This window comes from Brachybacterium endophyticum (genome assembly GCF_003130585.1).
Lineage (GTDB): Bacteria > Actinomycetota > Actinomycetes > Actinomycetales > Dermabacteraceae > Brachybacterium > Brachybacterium endophyticum.
This window is the reverse complement of record NZ_QFKX01000001.1, coordinates 1-22518: the sequence shown is the minus strand read 5'-3', so window position 1 is coordinate 22518 and position 22518 is coordinate 1. Positions and strand designations below refer to the sequence as shown.

Sequence of the window (22518 nt, the reverse complement as noted above, 5' to 3'; positions counted from 1 at the left end):
GCCATACCACCTCTCCCCCTCCTCACCCGCCGGGCCACCCACCCCGGCCGCGCGACACCCCAGCTCGACCACTCCCACACCCCGAGCACCCCACCCCGATCCCGAGGACGTGATCACCATGAAGCGACGCACCCTGACCACCGCACTGACCGCCGCGCTGACCGGCACCGCGGCCGCCGGCATCGCGGGCCCCGCCTCCGCCGAGGGCTCCCCCGCCGCCTCCGGCACCTCCCCCGCCGGCGCCGCCCCGACGGGCGTCAGCCCCACCGCCGAGGACCGCCCGCCCCAGAACCTGCTGGACGGACTCGGCTTCTACCCTCGCGTGATCCGCCTGGCCCACAACGGCGAGGCGGACGACCGCCTGCTCGCCTCGGTCGTCACGTTCGGCGGCGCGGACAACTCCGAGGGCTCCGGCGCGATCCTCGAGTCGACCGACGGCGGGGCGATGTTCACGCAGGTCGGCAGCGTCTCCGACGAGGCGACCACCGGAGGGGAAGGTCTGTGCTGCGCGACGCTCTACGAGCTGCCACGCGCGATCGGCGACCTGCCGGAGGGCACCCTGCTGTGGAGCTCCTCGGTCGGCGCGGACCTGGGTGGCGCGGACGGTCGTCGGATGACGATCCGCGTCTGGTCCAGCACTGACCTGGGGCGCACGTGGGAGCGCATCGCGATCACCCATTCCGCCACGAACGGCGGTGGCCTCTGGGAGCCCGAGTTCGCGGTCGCCGACGACGGCACACTCGTGATCTTCTTCTGCGACGAGACCGACGGGGTGAACCACTCCCAGAAGATCGTCCTGCAGACCTCGGCCGACGGCCTGACCTGGACAGATCCGGTCCCGGTGATCGAGCTCGAGGACCCGACCTCCCGCCCGGGGATGCCCAACGTCCGCCGCCTCGCCGACGGCCGGTGGGCCATGAGCTACGAGGTCTGCGGGGGCTCCGCGGGGGACCTGTGCCGCAGCTTCGTCCGCACGGCCGACGACCCTCGCGACTGGGGAGCGGTCACCGCTCGCGACACCGCGATCGTCGCCACCGACGGCACCGAGCCGCGCCACACTCCGACCCTGACCCTCGACGAGGACGACTCGGTGATCCTGGGGTCCCAGATGCACTACACGACCGACGGCGCGATCTCCGCCCAGAACGGCAAGGTCGCGCTGCGTACGAAGAACGCGACGCTGACCGGTGACATCTCCTGGGTCAGCGAGCCCGTCCCGGCCCCGGTGGCGGACCCCGACGACTCCCCGTGCCCGAACTACTCGCCCACCTTCGTGCGCACGGACTCCGGGCACCTGCTGGAGATCACGACGGCGCCCGATGAGACCGGCACCTGCCGGGCGCAGTACGGGTCGCTGGGCTGACGGCCCGGCGCGCAGCGACGAGCCGTCAGCACCTGCGTGCCTCGAGCGCTCAGCGTCGCTGGTCCGCCATCCACTGCCAGATGTGGCGGCCGCTCTTCGCGGGGTCGTTGCGCGCGACGTAGATCCACGACCAGTGGCCGGGGTACTCGTAGCCGTCCCACTCGACCGTCGGGTAGAGCGACATGATCGAGCCGTCGATCAGCTCGTGGAAGCGCACGGTATTCCGGTACGGGTCCAGGGACGTGTCGGTCTCCGCGGCCACCAGCCATGTCGGCGTGGACCGCATCGCCCGGATCGTCCTGTCGCTCAGGTAGTAGGTGTCCCCCGGCTCGCTGACGGCGGAGCAGATCGGCACCTGGGAGGCGAACTCCCGCGGATTCTCCGCCACCATTTTGAGCGTCATGTATCCGCCGTTCGAGCAGCCCACGACGTGGATCCTGTCCGTATCGATCCGTTCGCGCGAGACCACCTCGTCGATGACTGCCTGGATCATCGGCGCGAAGCCGTCTCCGTCGGCCATCCACTTGCTGGTCGACTGGGGCGCGACCACGTACGCGCCGCCGAAGATCGCCTGGGCCCGGGCCGTGGCGAACCCGAGGGCGCCGCGGTTCGCGCGCAGCGTGGTCTCGTTGTCGTAGTAGTCGTGCTCGGGGGTGTGCAGGCGGCCCTCCCCGACCCCGTGCAGCCAGACCACGAGCGGCCTGCGCCCGCGCGGCCTCCCTCCGCCGTTCCTGCGTCCCGGTCCAGCGCCCGGGGACGGGGTGAAGAGCCGGTACTTCAGGCCACCCCTGACCTGGTGGTGCGTGAAGGAGTCGACCTCCGGGTCGCGGAGGTCGCCCTGCACGAACGAGTCGAGCACCACGGGGCCCCGGGTCCCGCGCTCGGTGGTGGCGAGCGGCTGGTCCTGGGTGATCGTGTACTCGAGGTCGAGCAAGACGTTGCGGTCCTGGGTGTAGAGGAGGGTCGAGGCGCCCTCGACGCCTTCCCCGTGCTCGAGTCCGAGCACGATGCTCCTGCTCCCGTCCCAACGTGCGGAGGTGACGGCCCGGTCCTGCTCGTAGGCGAGGCTGCCGTCCAGAGGGCTGGTCGCGCGCACATGGACCGAGAACGTGTCGGTGCTCAGAGAGGTGTGCCGGACGGCCTCGAGGCGGCTCGAGCGGATCGTCAGGGAGACGACCTGTTCGCCTCCGTCGAGCACCTCGGCGTCGAGGTCGAAGCGGGCCCGAGAACGTGGTCGATCGTTCTGCTCCGCGTGCGCGGGAGGGTCGGTGAGGATCGCGAGGGTGCCGAGGGCGGTGCCTGCGGCTCCTGTCGTGAGGAGGGTCCGTCGGGGCAGGGTGGTGCTCATGGGAACTCCCTTGTTCAGTGCACCTGGAGCGGCACGTAGGGTGACCCGTGCCACGCCTCCGAAGAGTAGGGAGCGCCCCTGTCTCCGTCAAGGGAGGTCCACCCCCTTCCGCCCACGGCCACCGGCCCACCGGTGCACGGATCAGTGAGGAGCCCATGGAGAACCATCAGCGCCAGCGCATCACCATCGTCGACTGCGATCAGGAGTCCTTCGTCGTGGAGCAGGAGGTCGCCGGCGCCGCCGGGATAGAGCTGGTGAAGGCGCAGGCCACCACGGAGGACGAGGTGATCGCGGCGGCGCAAGGGGCCGACGCGATCCTCGTCCAGTACGCGCCGATCACCGACCGCGTGCTCGAGGCCCTGCCGGGTCTGCGGGCCGTCGGCCGCTACGGGGTCGGGGTCGACACGGTCGATCTGGAGGCGGCGACCGCCCACGGCGTCCCGGTCTGCAACGTGCCCGACTACTCCATCGAGGACGTCTCGGACCATGCGATCGCGCTCGCGCTCACCCTGGTGCGGGGCACCGCGCAGCTGGATCGCCGGCTGCGCGCCGGACAGTACGGTCTCGCCGCGATCAAGCCCTTGCACCGGGTCCGCGAGCAGACCTTCGGCGTCGTCGGGCTCGGACGCATCGGCCGGGCGACCGCGCAGAAGGCGCGCGCCCTCGGGTTCACGGTGATCGGTTCCGATCCGATGCTCGAGGTCGGCAGCTCCACCGACGACGGCACGCCGGTCGTCCCCTTCGAGGACCTGCTCGAGGGCAGCGACGTCATCTCCCTGCACGTCCCGCTCACCGCCGGCACCCATCACCTGATCGATGCCGCGGCGCTGGCCCGGATGCGCAGCGGGGCGATGCTCGTGAACACCTGCCGCGGTGGTGTCGTCGACACCGAGGCGCTGCTGGCGGCGCTGGGCACCGGTCGTCCGCGCTCGGCCGCCCTCGACGTGTTCGAGACCGAACCGATCCCTGCCGGGTCACCGCTGCTGAACGAGGAGAACCTCGTGCTCACCCCGCACGCGTCCTGGTACTCCGAGGAGTCGGAGACCGAGCTCAAGCGCCGGATCACCGAGGCGATGGTCACCGCCTGCCGGGGTGAGACCCCGCCGCACGTGGTCAACCCGGGGGTCCTCACCGGCTGACCGGCGCGACGCTCATCCGCCGTCGCCCAGCAGGGGCCGAGGATCGAACGTCACCCTCACCGCCCGCAGCAGTCCGTGCTCCACATGGGCCCAGTTCACGACCTCGGTCTCCCCTCCCCCGACGACGAGACGGAACCATGTCATCACGTCGGAGTCATCGGCGAGACGAGCCCGGATCTCGAGGTCCTCGGTGGCTCGGGCGAGGCCGGTGACGCCTTCGATGAACTCCTCGGGACCGCGGGTGCTGCCGAGGGTCCCATCGAAGGTGACCTCGGGATGGAGGTGCTCGCGCAGGGGTTCGAAGTCCGCGGTCCTCCAGCACTCGAAGTACATCTCGGCGATCTCGCGTGGCGTGCTCATGGCTCACTCCTCGTCCGGGTGCGGCGCCCCGTGGCCGTCGGGCGTCATCTCGCGCCCCTGTGCTTCCAGCCTCAGCCCCCGCGCTTCCATCTGTCCAACACATTCTCGGCATGAGTTCCATCTCGCGCACTTATGCTCGAGGCATGGAGATCCATCAGCTTCGCTACGTCGAGCTCGTGGCGCGTGAGGCGTCGTTCACGGCGGCAGCCCGGCGTGCCCGGGTCAGCCAGTCGGCCCTGAGTACCCAGATCGCCAAGCTCGAGAGGGAGCTCGGGCACAGGCTGTTCGACCGCGGCCGCCACGGTGCGATCCCCACCGCGGCGGGAGAGCGCCTCATCTCCCGTTCGCGGGACGCGCTGCGCGCTCTGGACGGCATCTCCGAGACGGCGCACGAGCTCTCCGGGCAGCTCATAGGGACCGTGCGAATCGGCGCGGTCGTCGGCTGCGAGATGCCCTGGCTGTCCACGGGCATCGCCGGCTTCGTCGCGCGCCACCCCGGCGTGGCCCTCTCCTACGGCGAGGGCGCCTCGGACGGACTGCTCGAGGGCCTCCGAGCCGGCCGTCTCGACCTGGCCCTGGTCGGCCACGCCGGGCCCTTCCCGGCCGACCTCACCGGGACGCTCCTCGTCGACGGACCGCTCGTGGTCCTGCGTCCGGACAGCCCGGACCAGGAAGGTCTTCGCGGCGAGCCCGTCCGGCCGGCAGACCTCAAGGACGCTCGCGTCATCACGCTCCCTCCGGGAACCGGAGCACGTGCTGCTCTCGACCGGACGACTCGAGCGGCGGGCATCCCACTGCGCCCTACCTTCGAGGCCAACTCCGGTGCGATGGTCATCGACCTGGTCAGGAAGGGCGCCGGGACAGGCATCCTCGCTGCAGGAATGGTCGAGCCGCCACCTGAGGGCATCACGGTGTCACCACTGTCGGGCAGCGCCTCGTCGAGTCTGAGCCTCGCCCATCGGCCGACTCCGTCGACCGCGACGTCCGGTCTGCTCGAGATGCTGCTGGACGCGCTCGGGACCTGACCTCCCGCGTCGAGCGGCGTCGAACGGTGGTGGCCGCCCGACGCCGAGGCGCCCCGCCTCACGCGATGTGCGAACCGCCATTGATGTCGAGGGTGACGCCGGTGAGGTAGCCGCCGTCGCGGCCCAGCAGGTAGGCGATGCCACCCGCGACGTCCTCGACGGTGCCGACCCGGCCGACGGGCAGCTCCTGGAGCAGGAAGGTCTTGCGCTCGTCGCTCAGGCGTCCGCCCATGATGTCGGTGTCGATCGATCCGGGGGCCACGCAGTTCGCGGTGATGCCGTACTCGCCGAGCTCGCGGGCCCAGGTGCGTGCCATGCCCAGCAGAGCGGCCTTCGAGCCCGAGTAGGCGGCGCGCCCGTAGACGCCTCCGCCGCGCTCGGCCGAGGCGCTCGAGACGTTCACGATCCGCCCCAGGCTGTGACGGCGGAACGCCCTCACGGCCTCGCGGGTCACGAAGTAGGTGCCGTGGACGTTGACGTCGAACACGCGCTTCCACTCCTCGGTGCCGACCTCGGTGAAAGGTGTGGGTGAGGAGATCCCGGCGTTGTTGACCAGCCCCACCAGCTGGGGCAGCTCCGCGTCGACCCGGGCGACCGCGTCGATCACCGCCTGTTCGTCGGCGATGTCGACGCCCAGCCCGAGCGTGGGCGCGCCGGTCTGCTCGGCGATCTCGGAGGCGACGGCCTCGCTCGCCGCGCCGTCGAGGTCGAGCACGGCGACCGCCCAGCCGTCGCGCGCCAGGCGCAGCGCGGTCGCGCGGCCGATGCCGCGCTCGGAGGCGGCGCCGGTGACGATGGCCGTCGGCCGCTCGGGGAAGTCGCTCGCGGGGTAGGCGGGAACGGGCATGGTGTCCTCTCCTCGTGCTGTCGGCTGATGGTGTCGGGTTGTCAGTGGCGTCGATCGGTGCGTCGCGTCGGCCCCTCAGGCGCCGGGTCCGCCCTTCAGCGCCTTCTCCTGCAGCTGCACCGTCTCGGACTCCACGTAGCCGTAGACCTCGGGGAGGATGAACTTGGCCGAGAGGAACCCGATCAGGGAGAGCACGGAGACGGCGAGCGTCGCGCCGACGGGGCCCCAGGCCTCGGTCATGATCGGGAAGACGAAGGCGCCGAAGAACGAGGCGCCCTTGACGAACACGTAGCCGAAGCCCGAGGCGGTGCCCTTGAACCGCGGCGGGGCGACCATCGACACGATCGTCATCCCGTTCGAGGCGTCCCAGTAGTGGCCCCACATGAGGACGAGCGCGGCGATCACGATCAGCGGCTTGATGTCGGCCCCGAGCGCGAGGGCGCCGGCGATCAGGCCGACGAACGCCATCCCGTAGCCGGCCATCGCCAACCCCTTGTGCCCGAGCTTGGGCAGCACGATCGGCGCCGTGAAGCCCGAGACCGTCGCGACGCAGTAGATGAGGGCGGTGATCAGGTTGGTGCCGATGTAGTTCTCGGTGCCGTCCCCGCTGGTGGAGACGCCGACGCCGGCGACCACGAGGATCACGGGCAGGTAGAAGCCGAAGGCGGTGAACTCCGCGCCCTGCATGGCGTTGGAGATCCAGCCGAAGATGGTGGCGCGCTTCTTGGTCGGGTCGGCCCACATGACCTTGAGGAAGTCGCCGACCTTCACGCGCTCCATCTGCACGTCCTCGTCGGGGAGCATCTCCAGCTCGTCGCCGAACAACTTCCTCGAGGACTCCTTGGCCTGGCGGAATCGGCCGCGCTGGACGAGCGAGAGAGGGGTCTCCGGAAGGTTCACCCGCGAGATCAGCAGGATGATCGCGGGGATCGCGCCGAGGGCGAGGCCCACCCGCCAGAGGATGTCGTGGGGCATCCCGGTGGCGTACATGATCGTCACGATGACGATCGCGGCCACCTCGCCCAGGCCGAACATGAACTGCCAGCGGCTGCCCATCTGCTCGCGCTTGCCCTTGGGCATCGACTCCATGATGTAGGCGTACCCGTTGGAGATGTCACTGCCCAGCGGTATGCCGATCAGGAACCGGATGATGATGAGGTCCCAGATGTTCTGGGAGAAGCCCTGCGCGATCGCGAGGACGATGAACAGCGCCATCGTCAGCAGGAAGACCTTCTTGCGTCCCAGGCGGTCGGCGACGAACCCGCCGAGCAACGCCCCGATCAGCGCACCGCCCTGCACCGCTGCGGTGGCGAGACCCAGCTGGACGGGCGTGGGGTCGTACTCGTTCTTGATGAAGATCAGCAGGAAGGAGATCGCGTAGAGGTCCCAGGCCTCGATGAGGATCGTCGAGATCATCATCCATCCGCCCCGGGTCGAGGACCCGGTCCCGGGCTTGTTCTGCAGCCTCACCGTCGCCAGGTCGGAGAGTTCCCGCAAGCGCGAAGCGTCCATCGCTGCCCCATTTCCACGTCGTCGTGCCGGGGCGGAGAGTCCCGGAGTCGAATACCGGGAGTCATGGGACCGCGGTACGGGACGGCACGTCAAGCGGTGGCGCCGGTTCTGGACAGCCGGTGCCGCTCCCTCACTCCCCGAGGACCTGCGCGAACGAGCGCACGACCTGTCCGGCGGGATCCTCCCCGGGAAGGGACGGCGCGAGCTGCCCCTCGCTCTCGAGGACGGCTGCGCCATGGGCCAGCGACCAGATCATGACCTTGCGCAGCGGTGTGTCCGCATGCGCGGCCAAGGGCGCGAGGGCTCGTTGCTGCGCGGCCCGCAGGGCCTCGTCCTGGCCGTCGAGGCGCGCCGTTCGGAACATGAGCGCGAAAAGTCCCGGCTCCTGCGCGGCGAAGTGGACATAGGACTCCCCGAGGCGTCCGAGCGGGGAGGCCTCCGCGGCCGGGCCGACGTCCCGCTCCGGGCCTGCGTCCTTTTCGTCGCGCCCCGCAGCCCTCGCGCCCTCGAGCCGCTCGGCGAGGAGCGTGAATCCCCGCGCGGCGAGCGCCGTCCGCATGCCCTGCATGCCTCCGAACACGTAGCCGGGAGCCGCGTGCGAGACCCCCGCCCGACGAGCGATCGCGCGCAGTCCCATGCCCTCGGGGCCGTGTGCCGTGAGCTCCTCCGCGGCAGCGTCGAGGAGAGCTGTGCGCAGGTCGACCGCGGGCTCACCGGCCTCCCGTCCCGCTCGCGACGCCGGGGACGTGCCCCCGGGGCGGACGTCGTCTGATGGATCCATACGACCACTGTCCCGCTCTGTTGTTGACACTGTCAAGTCGCCCGTCTAGGCTCGACGCGCGGGACTTGACAGTGTCAAAAACTGTCGGGTCCGCCTGCCGCGTCGACCCTGCCGCGTGCTGCTCCCAGCTCCGAAGAGGTAGCGACATGGAACCCCTGTTCGTCCTGTCCGTGACCACCGGCGCCGCATGGCGCATCGCGAAGCACAGAGGCCACCCCCACCCGGCGGTGCTCGCACTGCGCGCGGGGGTCTGCGCGATGTTCCTGCTCACCGGCACCGTGCACTTCGTCGGGAAGCGCGAGCAGATGGTCGAGATGGTTCCTGATCAGATCCCCTTCCCCGAGCAGACCGTGACGGTCACCGGCGTGCTCGAACTTCTCGGGGCGCTGGGCCTCCTGCACCGACGGCTCGCACCGTGGTCGGCCGGTGGCCTGGGCCTGCTGCTGATCGCCATGTTCCCGGCGAACGTGCACCTCGCTCTGCACGGCAGCGATCTGCCGTGGTGGGATCGGCTGGTCCCGCGCACCGTGCTGCAGGGGATCTTCCTCGGCGCCGTCGCAGGCACCCTGGGCGGGCGTCGGTCACGCGGCGCGGCTCGCCGCGTGCACCCCTCCAGTTCCTGAGATCCCCTGCTGACCCGGACCGCGCTCGCCCACTACTGTGGTCGGGGCCGCGAGATCCCGGACGCGGTCCCGCCCCCCTTCCCGACCCCTCTCCCCTCCTCAGGAGCTGGTCCCCACGACCGCCACCCGTCCCCGTCGCTTCGCCGCGCTGCGCGATGCCCATTCGCGCCCGTACCTGTTCTCCGCGGGGCTGTCGATGATGGCCGACAACATCGAGCACGTCATCACCTACTGGGTGCTGTGGCGCATGTTCCACTCCCCCGCCCTGGTGGGCTTCGAGGTCATCAGCCACTGGCTGCCGTTCCTGCTGCTGTCGGTGTGGTTCGGCTCCCTCGCCGAGCGCTTCGACTGCCGACGCATCATCCAGATCGCCCAGATCCTGTTCGCGTTCGTGTCGCTCGCCTGGGGCGTCCTCTTCCTCACCGACTCCCTCGAGATGTGGATGGCCTGCGTGCTGCTGATCCTGCACGGCTGCGCGGGCGCACTGTGGGGACCGGCCGAGCAGCTGCTGCTGCACGACTTCGTGGAGACCGAGGACCTGCCCGGGGCCGTCCGCATGAATGCCACGTTCAAGTCGCTGGGCGTGCTCGCGGGCCCCGTCATCGGCTCGGGGCTCATGCTCGCCCTCGGTGCCACCGGGGGGATCTTCGCGAACGTGCTGTTCTACCTGCCGATGACCCTGCTGATGCTGCGCACCCCGTTCACGGGCCACACGCGCAGCGGCATCGTCCGGCGCGAGCGCCTGGGTCTGCGCGACACCTTCTCGGTGCTGCGCACCGTCAGCGGGGACAAGGTGCTGGTCGCGATGATCGTCCTCGCCGGGCTGGTCGCCGTGTGCGTGGGTGCCTCGCTGCAGGTCTCCATGCCCTCCATCGCCGACGGCCTCGGCGCGGACAGCGGCGGCATCGGCTACGGGGTGCTGCTGTTCGCCGGCGGGGCCGGCGGGGTGCTGGGAGGGTTCCTCCTGGAGGCGACTGGCGTGATCCGCCCGGACACCCGCGCGGCGGTGATCGCGACGCTGCTGTTCGGGCTGACGACGGTGCTGCTCACGCTCACCTCCCACTACTGGATCGCCGTGATCGCGCTGGTGATCGGCGGGATCGCGAACATGGCGGCGACCTCGATAGGCCAGGCCGTGGTGCAGCTGCGCGCCCCCGCGCACCAGCGCGAACGCGTGGTCGGCGTCTACAGCATGATCGGCAGCGGCATGCGCACCGGCAACGGACTGACCCTCGCCCTGCTGGGCTCGGTCGTGGGCGTCACCGGCGCCGTGACCGTGGGCGGCGCGGCCCTCGCCGCGGGCTCGCTGCTGGTCGCGGCCCTGGTCGCGGTAGGGATGTCGCGGGCCCGGCTCAGACGCTCGTGAGCGCGACCGCCTGACCCGTGCGCACGGACTCCTGGGCGGCGGCGACCACGCGCACCGTCCGCAGCCCCACCTCGCCCGTCGGCTCCGCTGACTTCCCGGCGCGCACGGCGCCCACGAAGGCGTCCAGCAGCAGCGCATCGAGGTCGGCGCCGTAGGGATGCCACTGCCCGAAGCCCTCGACGCGCTCGGCGAAGGCGTCGATCTCGAGCTGGCCTCCGGTGCCGAGCGCCTGCAGTCGCAGGCCGCCCCAGGTGGGGGCGTCGGCCGGCTGCGACCAGGAGCAGTCGATCGTCGTGATCGTGCCGTCGGGATAGGTGAAGGTGACCAGGCCACCGGTCTCGGCCCCCTCGCCGGCCCGATCCGCGTACAGGATCCGGTTGGTCACGGCGTGCACGGTCTCGGGCTCACCGAGGAGCGAGTCGAGGATCTGGGCGATGTGCACGGTGTGGTCGACCAGGGCTCCCCCGCCGGAGAGGTCGACGTCGGTGAACCAGTCCCGCCCGCCGGGAAGCATGCCGTTGTTCGTGCCGGTGAGCCCCATGACCGTGCCCAGCGTCCCGCCGTGCACGGCGTCGCGCAGCACCGCGACCTGGGGCGAGAAGTGCACGGGGAAGGCGGTCATCAGCACCACCCCCGCCTCCTGGCACGCCGCGACCATCGACTCGGCGTCGGCGACCGTGGTCGCGAGCGGCTTCTCGCACAGCACGTGGACACCCCGACGCGCGGCCTCCAGCACGAGATCCCGATGGTGCGCGTTCGCGCTGGTCACCACGATCGCGTCCGGGCCTTCGGCGTAGTAGTCCCAGGCCTCCTGGTAGCTGCCGACGACCCTGCGCGCACGGACGTCGCCGAAGCCATCGGGGTCTGCGACCACGAGGTCGACGTCCTCGCGCGCATCGAGCAGTCCCGCGTACCCGGCCGCGTGGGTGTGGGCGCAGGACATCAGGGCGATCCTCAGCGGCCGCGCCGCGCGGGCGCCGTCGTTCCGGGCGTCCCCGCCCAGCTGGTTTGCGGTCAGCATGCGATCCTCCTGCCGGTCGCGAGCGATTCCATGGCGGCACGCGAGACCCGTACGGCGTAGGCGCCGTCCTCGGCAGCCACCCGTGCGGCGGGTGCCCGGCCGCGGAGCACGTCGGTGAACTCCCGGATCTCGAGGGCGTAGGGGCTGGGCATCCCGGAGATGTCCGGGAGGAAGCCATCGCCCGAGGCCTGTGCCGCGGAGGCGACCTCGTCCCAGCTCACCCCCGTGTTCCGCGCTGAGTCGTAGTCGAGCCGGCCGCGATCGCCGGCGAGGCTGAAGGTGTACCGGAACTGCGTGCCCGCCGGACCCCAGAGGCCGCGGCAGTGCGAGATCGCGCCGCCCACATGGGTGAGCACCACGTGCGCGGTGCGGATCTCCCCGGCGCCCTCGGTCGCGTGCTGACGGGCGTACACGCTGCTGACGGCTCCCGCGTGCCAGACCGCCTGGTCGATGTCGTGGATCATCTGGTCCATGACGATGCCGCCGGACTGCGACTCGTCGGCGAACCAGGGCTGGGTGGGCATCGCCCCCGTGCGCTCGAAGCGCAGCACGCCCAGCTGCCCCAGGTCACCGGAGTCCAGCGCTCGTCTCGCCGCCGCGTACTGCGGGAAGAAGCGGACCACGTGCGCGGGGAACAGGTGGCGACCCACCTCGCGGGCGCGCTCGATCATCCCCTGGCACTCCTGCTCGGTCAGGGCCAGCGGCTTCTCGCAGACCACGTCCTTGCCGGCGTCGAGCGCCGCGTGCACGAGCGCGGGATGGGACGGAGTGGGTGTGCAGACGTCCACGGCGTCCACGGCCTCGAGCAGCTCCTCGAGGGTGTCGTGGAGGATCGCCCCGAACTCCTCGGCGAAGGCGGAGGCGCCCTCGAGGCTGAAGGCGTGCAGCTCCGCTCCGGTCCCGAGCCATCCGGGGGCGTGAGCGCGCGAGATGCCGCCGGTTCCGATCACCCCGACGCGCAGGGGCGGAGCAGGATCTGGGAGGGCGGCGCGGGCCGGGGTGTCCGCAGCATCCGTGAGGGGCTGGTCTGTCATGCGGGAGTCTCCGTCGTCGGAGCGGTCATGGCCAGGATCGATGGTATCGGTGACGGGGCCGAGGGAGTGCGGGGCGCCGCACCTCAGAGAGCACGGACCCCAGCGTCCTCCGCGCTGGCGTCCTCGCGGAACAGCGCCACGAAGAACACTGCGACGGCGACGGCCAGTGCGGCAGGGATCAGCCAGACCATCCGCCAGTCGTGCGTCCCGTCAGCCGCGACGAAGGCGTCCACGACGGGACCGGAGATCAGGGACCCGATCAGCAGACCCACCCCGTAGGTGGCCAGGGAGATCATGCCCTGGGCGGCGCTGCGCACGTGCGAGGGGGCGAAGCGATCGGTGTAGATCTGGCCGGCCACGAAGAAGAAGTCGTAGCAGACGCCGTGCAGCAGCAGCCCGATCACCACCAGCCACATCAGCGGGCCGGCATCCCCGAGGGCGAACATCGCATACCGCAGGGCCCAGGCGAGCATGCCGATCAGCAGGGTCCACTTGATGCCGAGCTTCTTCAGCATCAGCGGCATCGCCAGCAGGAAGACGGCCTCGGAGACCTGGCCGAGGCTCTGCACCCCGGCGGCGCCGCTCACGCCGATCTCGTTGAGGTAGAGGTTGGTGAACGTGTAGTAGAAGGCCAGCGGGATGCAGATCAGCACCGAGGCGAGGAAGAAGACCAGGTAGGAGCGGCTTCTCAGCAGGGCGAGGGCGTCCAGCCCCAGCACGTCGCGCACGGTCGCCGGGCCCGCGCGCTTCTCCGGCGGCGTCGCGGGCAGCGTGAAGGCGTAGACGCCCAGCAGGGCCGATCCGATCGCGGCCATCACGAAGGTGTCGGCCAGTCGGCCGGTCGTCTCCCAGCCCAGCCATCCGATCAGCAGTCCCGCGATGATCCAGCCGATCGTGCCGAACACGCGCACGCCGGGGAACTGCCGCTCGGGGCTGGTCATGCGGCGGAAGCAGATCGTGTTGGCGAGCGCCAGCGTGGGCATGAAGGCGATCATCGCCAGCAGGGCGAGGACGAAGAAGCCGCCGAAGGTGTCCTGCCAGCCGGCGAGGAACAGCATCAGCGCGCCGAACAGGTGCAGGATGCCCAGGATCTTCTGGGCGGAGAAGAAGCGGTCGGCGATCAGGCCCACCAGGAAGGGCGCGAGGATCGCACCCAGCGACTGGGTGAGCACGGCGAGCGCGATCTGGCTGCCGCTCGCGCCGAGGTCCGCGGCCAGATAGGTGCCGACGGTGACGAACCATCCGCCCCAGACGAAGAACTCGAGGAACATCATCAGGGACAGGCGGATCCGCATCGCCGCGCTCAGCATGCTGAGAATCTACTGTGGCCCGCGGCACAATGCGAGCATGCCCGAGTTCGCGTCGCCCCCGGCCCAGGACAGCTCCGCCGCGCCCGATCCCGCCTCCCCCGCCAACGGCCCGTCGGCCGACCGCCCGGCGATCGGTGCCGTTCAGCGACTGAGCTGGGGCCTCGTGGCGGCGTGTGCGGCGTTCGGGATGTGCGGCTCGCTGGTGCTGTCGCTCGGGGACTCGCTCGACGGCAGCACGGGCGTGGGTCTCGGCCCGACGCTGGTCCGGTACGTCTCGTTCTTCACGATCCTCACGAACCTCGCCGTCCTGATCGCGGCGACGTCCTTCCTGCTGGGCGGGCGTCCCGGGCCGGTGCTGCGCGTGCTCACGCTCAATGCCGTCACCGGCATCGTCATCACCGGAGTGGTGCACTGGTTCCTGCTGCGCCCGATCTCCGAGACCCCACCGGGCGTGCCCGCCCTGGTGGACACCGTGCAGCACATCGTGGTCCCGCTGCTGACGGCGGTCGTGTGGATCGTCGTCGGCCCGCGTGGTCACGTCCGCGGCCGCACGGTCCTGGGCAGCCTGCTCTTCCCTCTGGCCTACCTGGTCTGGACGCTGGCCCACGGCACGGCGACCGGTTGGTACCCCTACCCGTTCATCGACGTGGCGGTCGTCGGCTACGCCGACGCGCTTCACGCGGGCATCGTGATCCTGGTGATCATGGAGATTCTGGCCTGCGGGTGCTGGCTCCGGGAACGCTTGACGCCGGCGGGCCGACTGGCGTAGCCCAGCCACCATGACGATCCTCGACCTGCGCGTGACCCTCACGGACTGCGAGCCGCCCGTCTGGCGTGAGATCCGCGTGCCCTCCGACGTGCTGCTGACCGATCTCCACACCGTGCTGCAGGTCGCGATGGGCTGGGAGGACACCCACCGGCACGGTTTCGGGCGCGGCGAGAGCTACGGGGCGTCGACCCGGCGCTGGACCCTCGAGCCCGTGTCCGAAAAGGCAGACGAGCACGGCGTCACCCTCGAGGAGGCTCTCGGCGACGGCGCGGTGATCACGTACGTCTACGACATGGGCGACGACTGGGAGCACCGCGTCGCCGTCGCCGACGCATCCGAGGGGACGACGGAGCACGCGGAGCTGCTGGGCGGCGAGGGTGCCTGTCCGCCCGAGGACTGCGGCGGCATCGCCGGGTTCGCTGAGCTGGTCTCGGCGCTGCGGCGGCTGCGCTCCGGTGAGGAGCCGGACGGCTGGGACGCGAACCGTCTGCGGCATCTCGTGGGCGAGGGCGATCCCGACGATCTCGCGAGGAAGCTCCTGGACTTCGACGAGGTGGCCGTGCAGGTGGAGCTCGAGAGCGCGCCGATCCCCGAGCTCCGCGTCTCCCGTGGGCCGGACGAGGGCCTCGACGTGTTCTGACCCGCGACATCCCGCTCCTGGCGCCCAGCCGGCACCGGTGGAGGCGGCGTAGCCTCGCAGCCATGACGGAGCACGCGAACCAGTCCCCCGACAGCCCTGCCCGCACCACCCTCATCACGGGCGCCAACAAGGGCATCGGCTTCGAGACCGCCCGACAGCTGGGGCGTCTCGGCCACACGGTGCTGCTCGGAGCGCGCGACGAGGAGCGCGGACGGACCGCCGAGGAGGAGCTGCGGCGCGAGGGCGTCGATGCCCACGCGGTTCGCCTCGACGTCACCGACGAGGACTCCGTGCACGCGGCCGAGCAATGGGTCTCGGCGCGCTACGACCACCTGGACGCGCTGATCAACAATGCCGGCGTCCCGAGCGTCGGCGGGCTCCGCGCCGCACCGAGCGACACCTCCATCCAGGACATGCGCGCGGTCTGGGAGATCAACGTGTTCGGGGTGGTGCGCGTGACCAACGCGTTCCTGCCGCTGCTGCGCAGGGCTCCCGCGGCGCGCATCGTGAACGTCTCCAGCGAGATCGGGTCGATGGACGCGACCGTGAACCCCGGCTCCCCCGTCAGCGGGACCCCCGCCTCGATCCAGTACCCGAGCTCGAAGGCGGCGGTGAACATGATGACCGTGCAGTACGCCAAGGAGCTCCGGGACACCCCGATCAAGGTCAACGCCGCGAACCCGGGGTTCACCGACACCGACTTCACGCAGCACCGCGGGATCTGGCCCGTCGAAGCGGGAGCGGAGCCCAGCGTGCACCTGGCGACCCTCGACGAGGACGGCCCCAGCGGTGTGCTGTGGGGGCACCTGTGGACGACCGAGGGCGACGGCGACGGCGGCTACGGGGTCCTGCCCTGGTGACACGGGCCCGACCGGCCCGACCCGGCCGACGGGGCCCGGCGCCGACGGGGCCCGGCGCCGAGGCGCTCAGCGCGCGAGCAGCTCCTCGGTGGTGGTGCCGGGCACGGCGAGGCTGACCTGCGTGCCCCACGGGTCCTCGGCCACCACGCGGTGCGAGTGATCGGCGTACTCGATGCCCGCGCGGCGGAGCCGGGCCACGAGAGCATCCAGGTCCTCGCGCCCGGGCACGGTGATCGCGACGTCCCCGAGCCCGAGGGTCGCCGCACGCGGTCCCGCCCCGGCGCTGTTCCACGCGTTCATCGCGACGTGGTGGTGGTAGCCGCCGGCCGCGGCGAACAGGGCGCCCGGATGCGCTGTGACGGTGGTCTCGAAGCCGAGGGCGTCGACGTAGAAACGGCGGGCCGTCTGCACGTCGCCGACCTGCAGGTGCACGTGACCGACCTTCCCTGACCGCGACGGCCCTGCACTGACCACGCTCTGGTCCAGATGGGCGTCGAGGTAGGCGTTCGGTTCGAGGAAGAGCGAGTCCATCTGCACCTCGCCGCCTCGCCATGTCCACTGTGCGCGCGGCCGGTCCACGTAGAGCTCGATCCCGTTGCCCTCGGGGTCGGTGAAATAAAAGGCCTCCGAGACCAGGTGATCGGCCGAGCCGACATACCTGCTGCGCGGGTCCGACGCGGCACGGGCGACGGTCGCCGCGAGGGACGCCTTGTCCTCGAAGAGGAAGGCCGTGTGGAACAGGCCCGCGGCACGCGGGTCGACGGCGGGCAACCCGGGTGTGGCGATGAGACGGACCATCGGCACCTCACCGCGGCCCAGCACCCGGTGCACCTCGGTGCCCCGGGTGCGCTCCTCGACCGGCGCGAGAGCGAGTGCTTGGGCGTAGTACGAGGACATGTTCTCCAGGTCCCCGACCCGGAGCGTGACGGCGTCCATCCCGGTCGCGGGGTTCAGGTGCAGCTCATCGGTCACGGACGTGACGGTCATCATCGGCCTCTCCACACACGCACGGTCGCCTCCACATCTTGTTGAAGATTCACCTATAGCGTGCGCGCACCGCTCTCCCTGCGCAAGTGCGGTTACGTCACAGGGCCGTCCTGGTCGTGACTGCCGCCGGCATCAGAACAATCCCGAGCCCTCACGACGCGCTTGCACCTTCTGTATCCCGTTGTTTCTGGCTTGAGCCGTGTGTACCCGTGAACACGCAGTCGGGTCCTAGCGCTCTTTCCAGGCCACACGTCGCATACACTGTCTGTCACCGTGCTCATCGGTCCGCTGAGGATCGAGCACGGATGATGCCGAGCACGGACGACGGAGGACCGCATGACCCCCAGGAACGACCGGCCGCAGGTCCTGGAGACGCTGCGTTCCGAGATCCTCGACGGCACGCTGGAGCCGGGCGCCGCCCTGCGTGAGGTCGCGCTGGCCAGCAGGTTCGAGGTCTCTCGCACGCCCGTGCGCGATGCGCTCTCCCGCCTCGAACAGGCGGGGCTCGTGGTCCGCTGGGGCCGGGCGCTCGTCGTGCAGGGCACCGACCCGCAGACCGTCGTGCAGATCTGCGATGCGCGCACGCTGCTGGAGGAGCAGATCGCGGGCGACGCCGCCCTCCATCGCACCGTGCAGGACGTGCTGCGCCTCGAGGCCCTGCTCGAGCGGGATCGCGCCCTGGAGGGGTCCGATCTGGAGGACGGCCGCCTGCTCGCACGCTGCGACCTCGAGTTCCATCAGGCGCTCTGGGCGGCCTCGCACAATCCCGTGCTCACCGAGCTGCTGGAGACGCTCACCCAGCGCCCCGTCGACACCCGCCGCTCGACGCTGAGCTCATCCGGCCGCTGGGAGCAGGCACTGGACGAGCACGCGCAGATGCTGCGGGTCGTCTCGGACCGTGACGACGTGGCAGCCCGTGCCATCGCCCGGGCACACTCCGAGACCGATCGGACCCTGCGGATGGACATCCTGCGCGAGGACGTCGCCGCCATGACCACGGGCGATGCGCGATGACCACGGAACGCTCGCCCGGGGCCGGGTAGGGACTCCCTCAGTCCGCCTCGCGCACCGCATCGTCGATGGCCTCCCGCAGATCGTGCGCCAGCTCCCCCAGCTCACGCGCCTCCAGGTCGTGCACCGTCAGACGCAGGTGCTCCGACGGCTCCCCGCCAGCCCGGATGCGGAAGTCCTCCCCGGTGCGCGCCAGCCAGCCGCGTCGCATGAGGTGCTCGGCGACGGTGCGGGCCGGCGCGCCGCACGGCACCCACAGGCTCATCCCGTCCCGCTGCTCGGCCGCCACGCCCCGTTCGCGCAGCTGCTGTGCCGCCGCGGCGTCGCGCTCGGCGTAGTGGAGGCCGGCGCGGGCGATGAGGTCGCGCGAGGATCCGTCGCTGAGCAGGCCGTAGGCGATCCGCTGCAGGAGGTGGCTGACCCATGTCGTCCCGGGGCTCAGGCGCAGGGCCAGGCGTTCCGCCGTCTCGGCGTCCGAGCCCACGAGTGCGAGACAGAGGTCGGGCCCCAGGAACTTCGAGACCGAGCGCACCAGGGCCCAGCGCTTGTGCGCCGACCCGACGATGGAGCGGAACGGGCTGCGGGCGAGCAACGAGTAGTAGTCGTCCTCGATGACCAGGACGTAGGGATGATCCGCGAGGACGGCTCGCAGCTGGGTGGCGCGCTCCTCGGAGAGCGAGGCGCCGGTGGGGTTCTGGGCACGCGGGGTGCACACGATGGCACGGGCGCCGCCCTCCAGGGCCTCGCGCAGCCCGGCCACCGTCATCCCCTCCTCGTCGACGGCGATCGGCGAGGGCCGGTAGCCGGCCAGGCGCACGGTCTGGATGCTCGCCAGGAAGCACGGGTCCTCGAGCCCCACGGTGTCGCCGCGCTCGAGCACCTGCGCGAGCAGTCTCTCGATGGCGTCGACGGCCCCGCTGGTCACGCTGATGCGCGGCGGCGCAGGGGTGTCCGGGCGCATCCATTCCCGCGCCCACTGCTCGAGGTTTGCGTCCACCACGGGCTCGCCGTAGAGGACCGGGCGCCCGACGGCCTCCCCCAGCGCGAGCGAGGGATCGGGGATGAACCTCGGGGCGGGATTGCCGCTGCCCAGGTCCTTCAGCGCCCCGGACGGCGCGTACCCCTCCTGGGGCAGATGGGATCGCGGGGCGATGCGGGTCCCCGCCCGCCCCTGGGCCTGCACGATGCCGGCGCGGGCGAGTCGCCGGTACGCGGCGACGGCGGTGTTGCGATTGATGCCCTGGCGCGCGGCGAGGCTGCGCACGGGCGGCAGCGGGTCCCCGGGCACCAGGTGCCCGCGCTCGACGAGACCCCGGATGCTGTCGGCGATGTCGGCCGCGGTGGCACCCCGGATCAGGGCGTCGGCGGCCTCCGGTCGCCCTGCATCCGACTGCGTCGTCGTCTCATCCCCGCTCACGGTCCCCGAGTCTATGGCCTGAGCCGTGCTACTTTTTGGCCTAGATCAATACCGATGCGGCTCCCGGCCGTCGTCGGATCGTCGGCCGCGGCAGCAGGAGGACCACCCCATGAGCGACACCACGACAGGGACCGTGCAGGTCAAGCGCGGTCTGGCCGAGATGCTGAAGGGCGGCGTCATCATGGACGTCGTCGACGCCGAGCAGGCCCGGATCGCGGAGGACGCCGGTGCCGTGGCCGTCATGGCGCTCGAGCGCGTCCCCGCGGACATCCGCGCCGAGGGCGGGGTGGCCCGCATGAGCGACCCGCAGCTGATCGAGGAGATCCAGGCGGCCGTCTCGATCCCGGTGATGGCCAAGTCCCGCATCGGCCATTTCGTCGAGGCGCAGGTCCTCCAGGATCTCGGTGTGGACTACGTGGACGAGTCCGAGGTGCTCTCCCCCGCCGACCACGCCCACCACATCGACAAGTGGGACTTCACCGTGCCCTTCGTGTGCGGTGCGACGAACCTCGGCGAGGCCCTGCGCCGGATCGCCGAGGGCGCGGCGATGATCCGCTCCAAGGGCGAGGCCGGCACCGGCGACGTCTCCGAGGCCACCCGCCACATCCGCACCATCCGTGCCGAGATCCGCCGGCTCTCCGCACTCTCGAAGGACGAGCTCTACGTCGCCGCGAAGGAGCTCCAGGCCCCGTACCCGCTGGTGGCGGAGGTCGCGGCGACCGGGATGCTGCCCGTCGTGCTGTTCACCGCCGGCGGGATCGCGACCCCGGCGGACGCCGCGATGATGATGCAGCTCGGGGCCGACGGCGTCTTCGTCGGCTCGGGGATCTTCACCTCCGGCGACCCCGCCAAGCGGGCTGCCGCGATCGTCCGCGCGACCACCTTCCACGACGATCCCTCGGTCATCACCGAGGTCTCCCGCGGGCTCGGCAAGGCCATGGTCGGCATCAACGTTGCCGACCTCCCGGCCCCGCACCGTCTGGCCGAGCGCGGCTGGTGAGCACCGGGGGCTCCGCGGGCGTCCCGGCGTACGCCCCCGGCCAGGGGCTGCGCATCGGGGTGCTCGCCCTGCAGGGCGACGTCCGTGAGCACGAGCGGATGCTGACCTCGCTCGGCGCGCAGGTCACCACCGTGCGCCGGGAGCACGAGCTCGAGGGGCTGGACGGACTGGTGCTGCCCGGCGGGGAGTCGAGCGTCATCGACAAGCTGCTGCGCGGCACCGGGATGTACGAACCGCTGGTCGCGGCCCTCCGCGCCGGCCTCTCCGTCCTCGGCACCTGCGCGGGCCTGATCCTGCTGGCCGACCGTCTGGCCGACGGCATCACCGGGCAGCAGACCCTGGGCGGGATCGATGCGACCGTGCGCCGCAACGCCTTCGGAACCCAGCGGGAGTCCTTCGAGACCGACCTCGAGGTGCCCGCGCTCGAGGGCCCGCCGGTGCGGGCCGCGTTCATCCGCGCGCCCGTGATCGAAGCCCTCGGGCCCGCCGCGACGCCGCTCGCGACGTTGCCCGACGGGCGCCTGGTCGCCGCCGAGCAGGGGGCCCTGATGGGGCTCTCCTTCCATCCCGAGTCCACGGGGGAGAGCCGCTTCCACCGACGCTTCCTGAGCACGGCGCGCGCACGTCGAGCACCCGTCTGCTCGGGTGGGGCGGAGATGGGCGCCGACTAGGCTGGCCGCACGCGATCGCCCGTGCGAAGGAGCCCGTCGATGCCTCAGCCCTCTGTCCCCTCGGATGCGCCCTCGCGCACGACATCGTCCGACCGCGTGCCCTGGCGCACGCTCGCTCCCGGGCAGCTCGCGCGGGTGCGGGTGTGGGAGCGTGCGAGCGGATCCGTGCGCACCGTGCACGTCTCCGAGGGCCGCCTCTACGAGGCCCCGAACTGGACGGCCGACGGGTCCTTGCTGCTGAACGGCGAGGGGCGGCTGTGGCGGCTCCCCCCGGACGGCTCCGCGATTGCCCCGACACTCCTCGAGGCGCCGGGCCTCCCACCCGTGAACAACGACCACGTGCTCGCGCCCGACGGCAGCGGTGTCTTCGCCTCGGCCGCCGACCATCACATCTGGCACGTCCCGTTCGATGGTTCGCCGATCCGCCGCGTCACCAGCGAGGACGGCATCATGCACTTCCTGCACGGGATCAGCCCGGACGGGAGCCGACTGGGCTACGTGCGCCTCGAGATCGGTGGACAGGACCCGTGGGGCAGCGCGTGGATCCATACGATCGCCGCCGACGGCACCGACGACCGGCGTCTCACCATCGACCCGGGCCCGGCCGACGGCTGCGAGTGGACGCCCGACGGCGACTGGATCCTGCTGAACACCGAGCAGTTCTCGACCCGTCCCGGCCACGCCCAACTCGCCCGGATCCGGCCCGACGGCAGCGACCTCGAGCAGCTGACGTCCGACGAGCGCGTCAACTGGTTCCCCCACATCGCGCCCACCGGCGACGTCGTGGTCTATGTGAGCTTCCCGCCCGGGACGCGCGGGCACCCGGCGGATCTGAGGGTCCAGCTGCGCATGGTCGAGGTCGGCGACTGGCAGGCACCGACGACGCTCATGGAGCTCGAGGGCGGGCAGGGCACGATCAACGTGCCCAGCTGGGCCCCGGACGGCTCGGCCTTCGCCTACGTCGACTACCCCCGGGCGGAGGACCTGACGGACGCGGGAACCGAGCACTGAGGCGACGACGCCCCCGGTGAGCGGGGCGGGTGGCCATGGACGGCGGATGCCTCAGGACGAGCGGGCCGCCCCGGACGACGTACGGCCCCGGCATCCCACCCGGGAGGGCGGTGATGCCGGGGCCGTCGGTCCGTTCACCCAGCCCGGGTCATCGGGCCGAGCGCCCGGGCTGCGGGGCCGCTCGCAGGGAGCAACCCCGATGAGCGGTCTCAGGCGCCGGGGTTGACCAGGCCCGTGGTCTTGCGGGCGTTCTCGAACCGTGCCTGGACGTCGGCCCAGTTCACGATGTTCCAGATCGCCTTGACGTAATCCGCCTTCACGTTCTGGTAGTCCAGGTAGAAGGCGTGCTCCCACATGTCCAGCTGGAACAGCGGGACCGTCGCGACCGGGATGCCGTTCTGCTGATCGTAGAACTGCTCGATC

The 22518-nt window shown here is 71.2% G+C and carries 23 protein-coding genes; 12 read left to right on the top strand and 11 right to left on the bottom strand.

Features of this window, described 5'->3' with window-relative positions:
* Positions 1 to 118 precede the first annotated feature (118 nt).
* A complete protein-coding gene (locus tag DEO23_RS00110; RefSeq protein WP_109273993.1) occupies positions 119 to 1363 on the top strand; it encodes a sialidase family protein in 1245 nt (414 codons plus the stop codon).
* A gap of 49 nt (positions 1364 to 1412) precedes the next feature.
* Here the strand turns inward: DEO23_RS00110 and DEO23_RS00105 are convergent, their stop codons facing one another.
* Positions 1413 to 2711, bottom strand: coding sequence for a prolyl oligopeptidase family serine peptidase (locus tag DEO23_RS00105; protein ID WP_109273992.1), 1299 nt, complete (start codon positions 2709 to 2711; stop codon positions 1413 to 1415).
* A 155-nt stretch (positions 2712 to 2866) separates the two neighbouring features.
* Here DEO23_RS00105 and DEO23_RS00100 point away from each other — a divergent pair, with 155 nt between their 5' ends.
* The gene (locus DEO23_RS00100) at positions 2867 to 3850 is read left to right on the top strand and encodes a C-terminal binding protein (RefSeq protein ID WP_109273991.1); all 984 of its coding nucleotides are present in this window, start codon (positions 2867 to 2869) and stop codon (positions 3848 to 3850) included.
* Positions 3851 to 3862: 12 nt separating this feature from the next.
* Here the strand turns inward: DEO23_RS00100 and DEO23_RS00095 are convergent, their stop codons facing one another.
* Positions 3863 to 4210 (bottom strand): nuclear transport factor 2 family protein, encoded by a 348-nt coding sequence (locus DEO23_RS00095; RefSeq protein ID WP_109273990.1) that lies wholly within the window; start codon positions 4208 to 4210, stop codon positions 3863 to 3865.
* Between the two features lie 143 nt (positions 4211 to 4353).
* Here DEO23_RS00095 and DEO23_RS00090 point away from each other — a divergent pair, with 143 nt between their 5' ends.
* Entirely contained in the window at positions 4354 to 5235 is an 882-nt protein-coding gene (locus DEO23_RS00090; protein ID WP_165831672.1) for a LysR family transcriptional regulator, read from the top strand.
* 58 nt (positions 5236 to 5293) lie between these two features.
* Here the strand turns inward: DEO23_RS00090 and DEO23_RS00085 are convergent, their stop codons facing one another.
* From DEO23_RS00085 to DEO23_RS00075, 3 genes are all read right to left on the bottom strand, one after another.
* Positions 5294 to 6082: an SDR family NAD(P)-dependent oxidoreductase gene (locus DEO23_RS00085; protein ID WP_109273988.1), complete on the bottom strand. Its 789-nt coding sequence runs from the start codon at positions 6080 to 6082 to the stop codon at positions 5294 to 5296.
* Positions 6083 to 6157: 75 nt separating this feature from the next.
* Complete coding sequence (locus DEO23_RS00080; RefSeq protein WP_165831671.1) at positions 6158 to 7594, bottom strand: MFS transporter; 1437 nt, start codon at positions 7592 to 7594, stop codon at positions 6158 to 6160.
* 130 nt (positions 7595 to 7724) lie between these two features.
* On the bottom strand, positions 7725 to 8375 hold the full coding sequence (locus tag DEO23_RS00075; RefSeq protein ID WP_109273986.1) for a TetR/AcrR family transcriptional regulator: 651 nt from the start codon (positions 8373 to 8375) through the stop codon (positions 7725 to 7727).
* Positions 8376 to 8521: 146 nt separating this feature from the next.
* Between DEO23_RS00075 and DEO23_RS00070 the strand changes: the two genes are divergently transcribed.
* Together DEO23_RS00070 and DEO23_RS00065 are read left to right on the top strand one after the other, a co-directional pair.
* On the top strand, positions 8522 to 8998 hold the full coding sequence (locus tag DEO23_RS00070) for a DoxX family protein (RefSeq protein WP_109273985.1): 477 nt from the start codon (positions 8522 to 8524) through the stop codon (positions 8996 to 8998).
* Between the two features lie 106 nt (positions 8999 to 9104).
* On the top strand, positions 9105 to 10364 hold the full coding sequence (locus tag DEO23_RS00065) for an MFS transporter (RefSeq protein ID WP_276309436.1): 1260 nt from the start codon (positions 9105 to 9107) through the stop codon (positions 10362 to 10364).
* Here DEO23_RS00065 and DEO23_RS00060 read toward each other — a convergent pair.
* From DEO23_RS00060 to DEO23_RS00050, 3 genes are all read right to left on the bottom strand, one after another.
* Positions 10351 to 11385: a Gfo/Idh/MocA family protein gene (locus DEO23_RS00060; RefSeq protein ID WP_109273984.1), complete on the bottom strand. Its 1035-nt coding sequence runs from the start codon at positions 11383 to 11385 to the stop codon at positions 10351 to 10353. The genes DEO23_RS00065 and DEO23_RS00060 overlap by 14 nt on opposite strands.
* A complete protein-coding gene (locus DEO23_RS00055) occupies positions 11379 to 12419 on the bottom strand; it encodes a Gfo/Idh/MocA family protein (protein WP_109273983.1) in 1041 nt (346 codons plus the stop codon). Before DEO23_RS00055 ends, DEO23_RS00060 begins: the two co-directional genes overlap by 7 nt.
* Positions 12420 to 12502: 83 nt before the next feature.
* Positions 12503 to 13729, bottom strand: a complete 1227-nt coding sequence (locus tag DEO23_RS00050) for a nucleoside permease (protein WP_109273982.1) — start codon at positions 13727 to 13729, stop codon at positions 12503 to 12505.
* Between the two features lie 37 nt (positions 13730 to 13766).
* Between DEO23_RS00050 and DEO23_RS00045 the strand changes: the two genes are divergently transcribed.
* The 3 genes from DEO23_RS00045 to DEO23_RS00035 all read left to right on the top strand — a co-directional run bounded on the left by DEO23_RS00045 (position 13767) and on the right by DEO23_RS00035 (position 15998).
* Positions 13767 to 14498, top strand: a complete 732-nt coding sequence (locus tag DEO23_RS00045) for a Pr6Pr family membrane protein (protein ID WP_109273981.1) — start codon at positions 13767 to 13769, stop codon at positions 14496 to 14498.
* A 10-nt stretch (positions 14499 to 14508) separates the two neighbouring features.
* Positions 14509 to 15138 carry a plasmid pRiA4b ORF-3 family protein gene (locus tag DEO23_RS00040; RefSeq protein WP_109273980.1) on the top strand — a complete coding sequence of 210 codons (630 nt, stop codon included), beginning with the start codon at positions 14509 to 14511 and terminating at the stop codon, positions 15136 to 15138.
* 62 nt (positions 15139 to 15200) lie between these two features.
* Positions 15201 to 15998, top strand: a complete 798-nt coding sequence (locus DEO23_RS00035; RefSeq protein WP_109273979.1) for an SDR family oxidoreductase — start codon at positions 15201 to 15203, stop codon at positions 15996 to 15998.
* A 66-nt stretch (positions 15999 to 16064) separates the two neighbouring features.
* On the opposite strand, the gene DEO23_RS00030 is transcribed toward DEO23_RS00035, so the two are convergent.
* Complete coding sequence (locus tag DEO23_RS00030) at positions 16065 to 16988, bottom strand: VOC family protein (RefSeq protein ID WP_109273978.1); 924 nt, start codon at positions 16986 to 16988, stop codon at positions 16065 to 16067.
* 333 nt (positions 16989 to 17321) lie between these two features.
* Between DEO23_RS00030 and DEO23_RS00025 the strand changes: the two genes are divergently transcribed.
* A complete protein-coding gene (locus DEO23_RS00025; RefSeq protein WP_109273977.1) occupies positions 17322 to 17999 on the top strand; it encodes a GntR family transcriptional regulator in 678 nt (225 codons plus the stop codon).
* Between the two features lie 37 nt (positions 18000 to 18036).
* Here DEO23_RS00025 and DEO23_RS00020 read toward each other — a convergent pair whose 3' ends face one another.
* The gene (locus tag DEO23_RS00020) at positions 18037 to 19353 is read right to left on the bottom strand and encodes an aminotransferase class I/II-fold pyridoxal phosphate-dependent enzyme (RefSeq protein ID WP_109274754.1); all 1317 of its coding nucleotides are present in this window, start codon (positions 19351 to 19353) and stop codon (positions 18037 to 18039) included.
* A gap of 169 nt (positions 19354 to 19522) precedes the next feature.
* Here DEO23_RS00020 and pdxS point away from each other — a divergent pair, with 169 nt between their 5' ends.
* The 3 genes from pdxS to DEO23_RS00010 are packed head-to-tail and all read left to right on the top strand — an operon-like array spanning position 19523 to position 22095.
* The gene (gene pdxS / locus DEO23_RS16200; RefSeq protein ID WP_205678779.1) at positions 19523 to 20413 is read left to right on the top strand and encodes a pyridoxal 5'-phosphate synthase lyase subunit PdxS; all 891 of its coding nucleotides are present in this window, start codon (positions 19523 to 19525) and stop codon (positions 20411 to 20413) included.
* On the top strand, positions 20410 to 21084 hold the full coding sequence (pdxT, locus tag DEO23_RS16195) for a pyridoxal 5'-phosphate synthase glutaminase subunit PdxT (RefSeq protein ID WP_276309425.1): 675 nt from the start codon (positions 20410 to 20412) through the stop codon (positions 21082 to 21084). The genes pdxS and pdxT overlap by 4 nt, the downstream gene beginning before the upstream one ends.
* 39 nt (positions 21085 to 21123) lie before the next feature.
* Complete coding sequence (locus tag DEO23_RS00010) at positions 21124 to 22095, top strand: TolB family protein (RefSeq protein WP_109273976.1); 972 nt, start codon at positions 21124 to 21126, stop codon at positions 22093 to 22095.
* A gap of 209 nt (positions 22096 to 22304) precedes the next feature.
* On the opposite strand, the gene DEO23_RS00005 is transcribed toward DEO23_RS00010, so the two are convergent.
* On the bottom strand, positions 22305 to 22518 hold a 214-nt coding region (locus DEO23_RS00005; protein ID WP_240613134.1), incomplete at its 5' end, for a Fe-Mn family superoxide dismutase.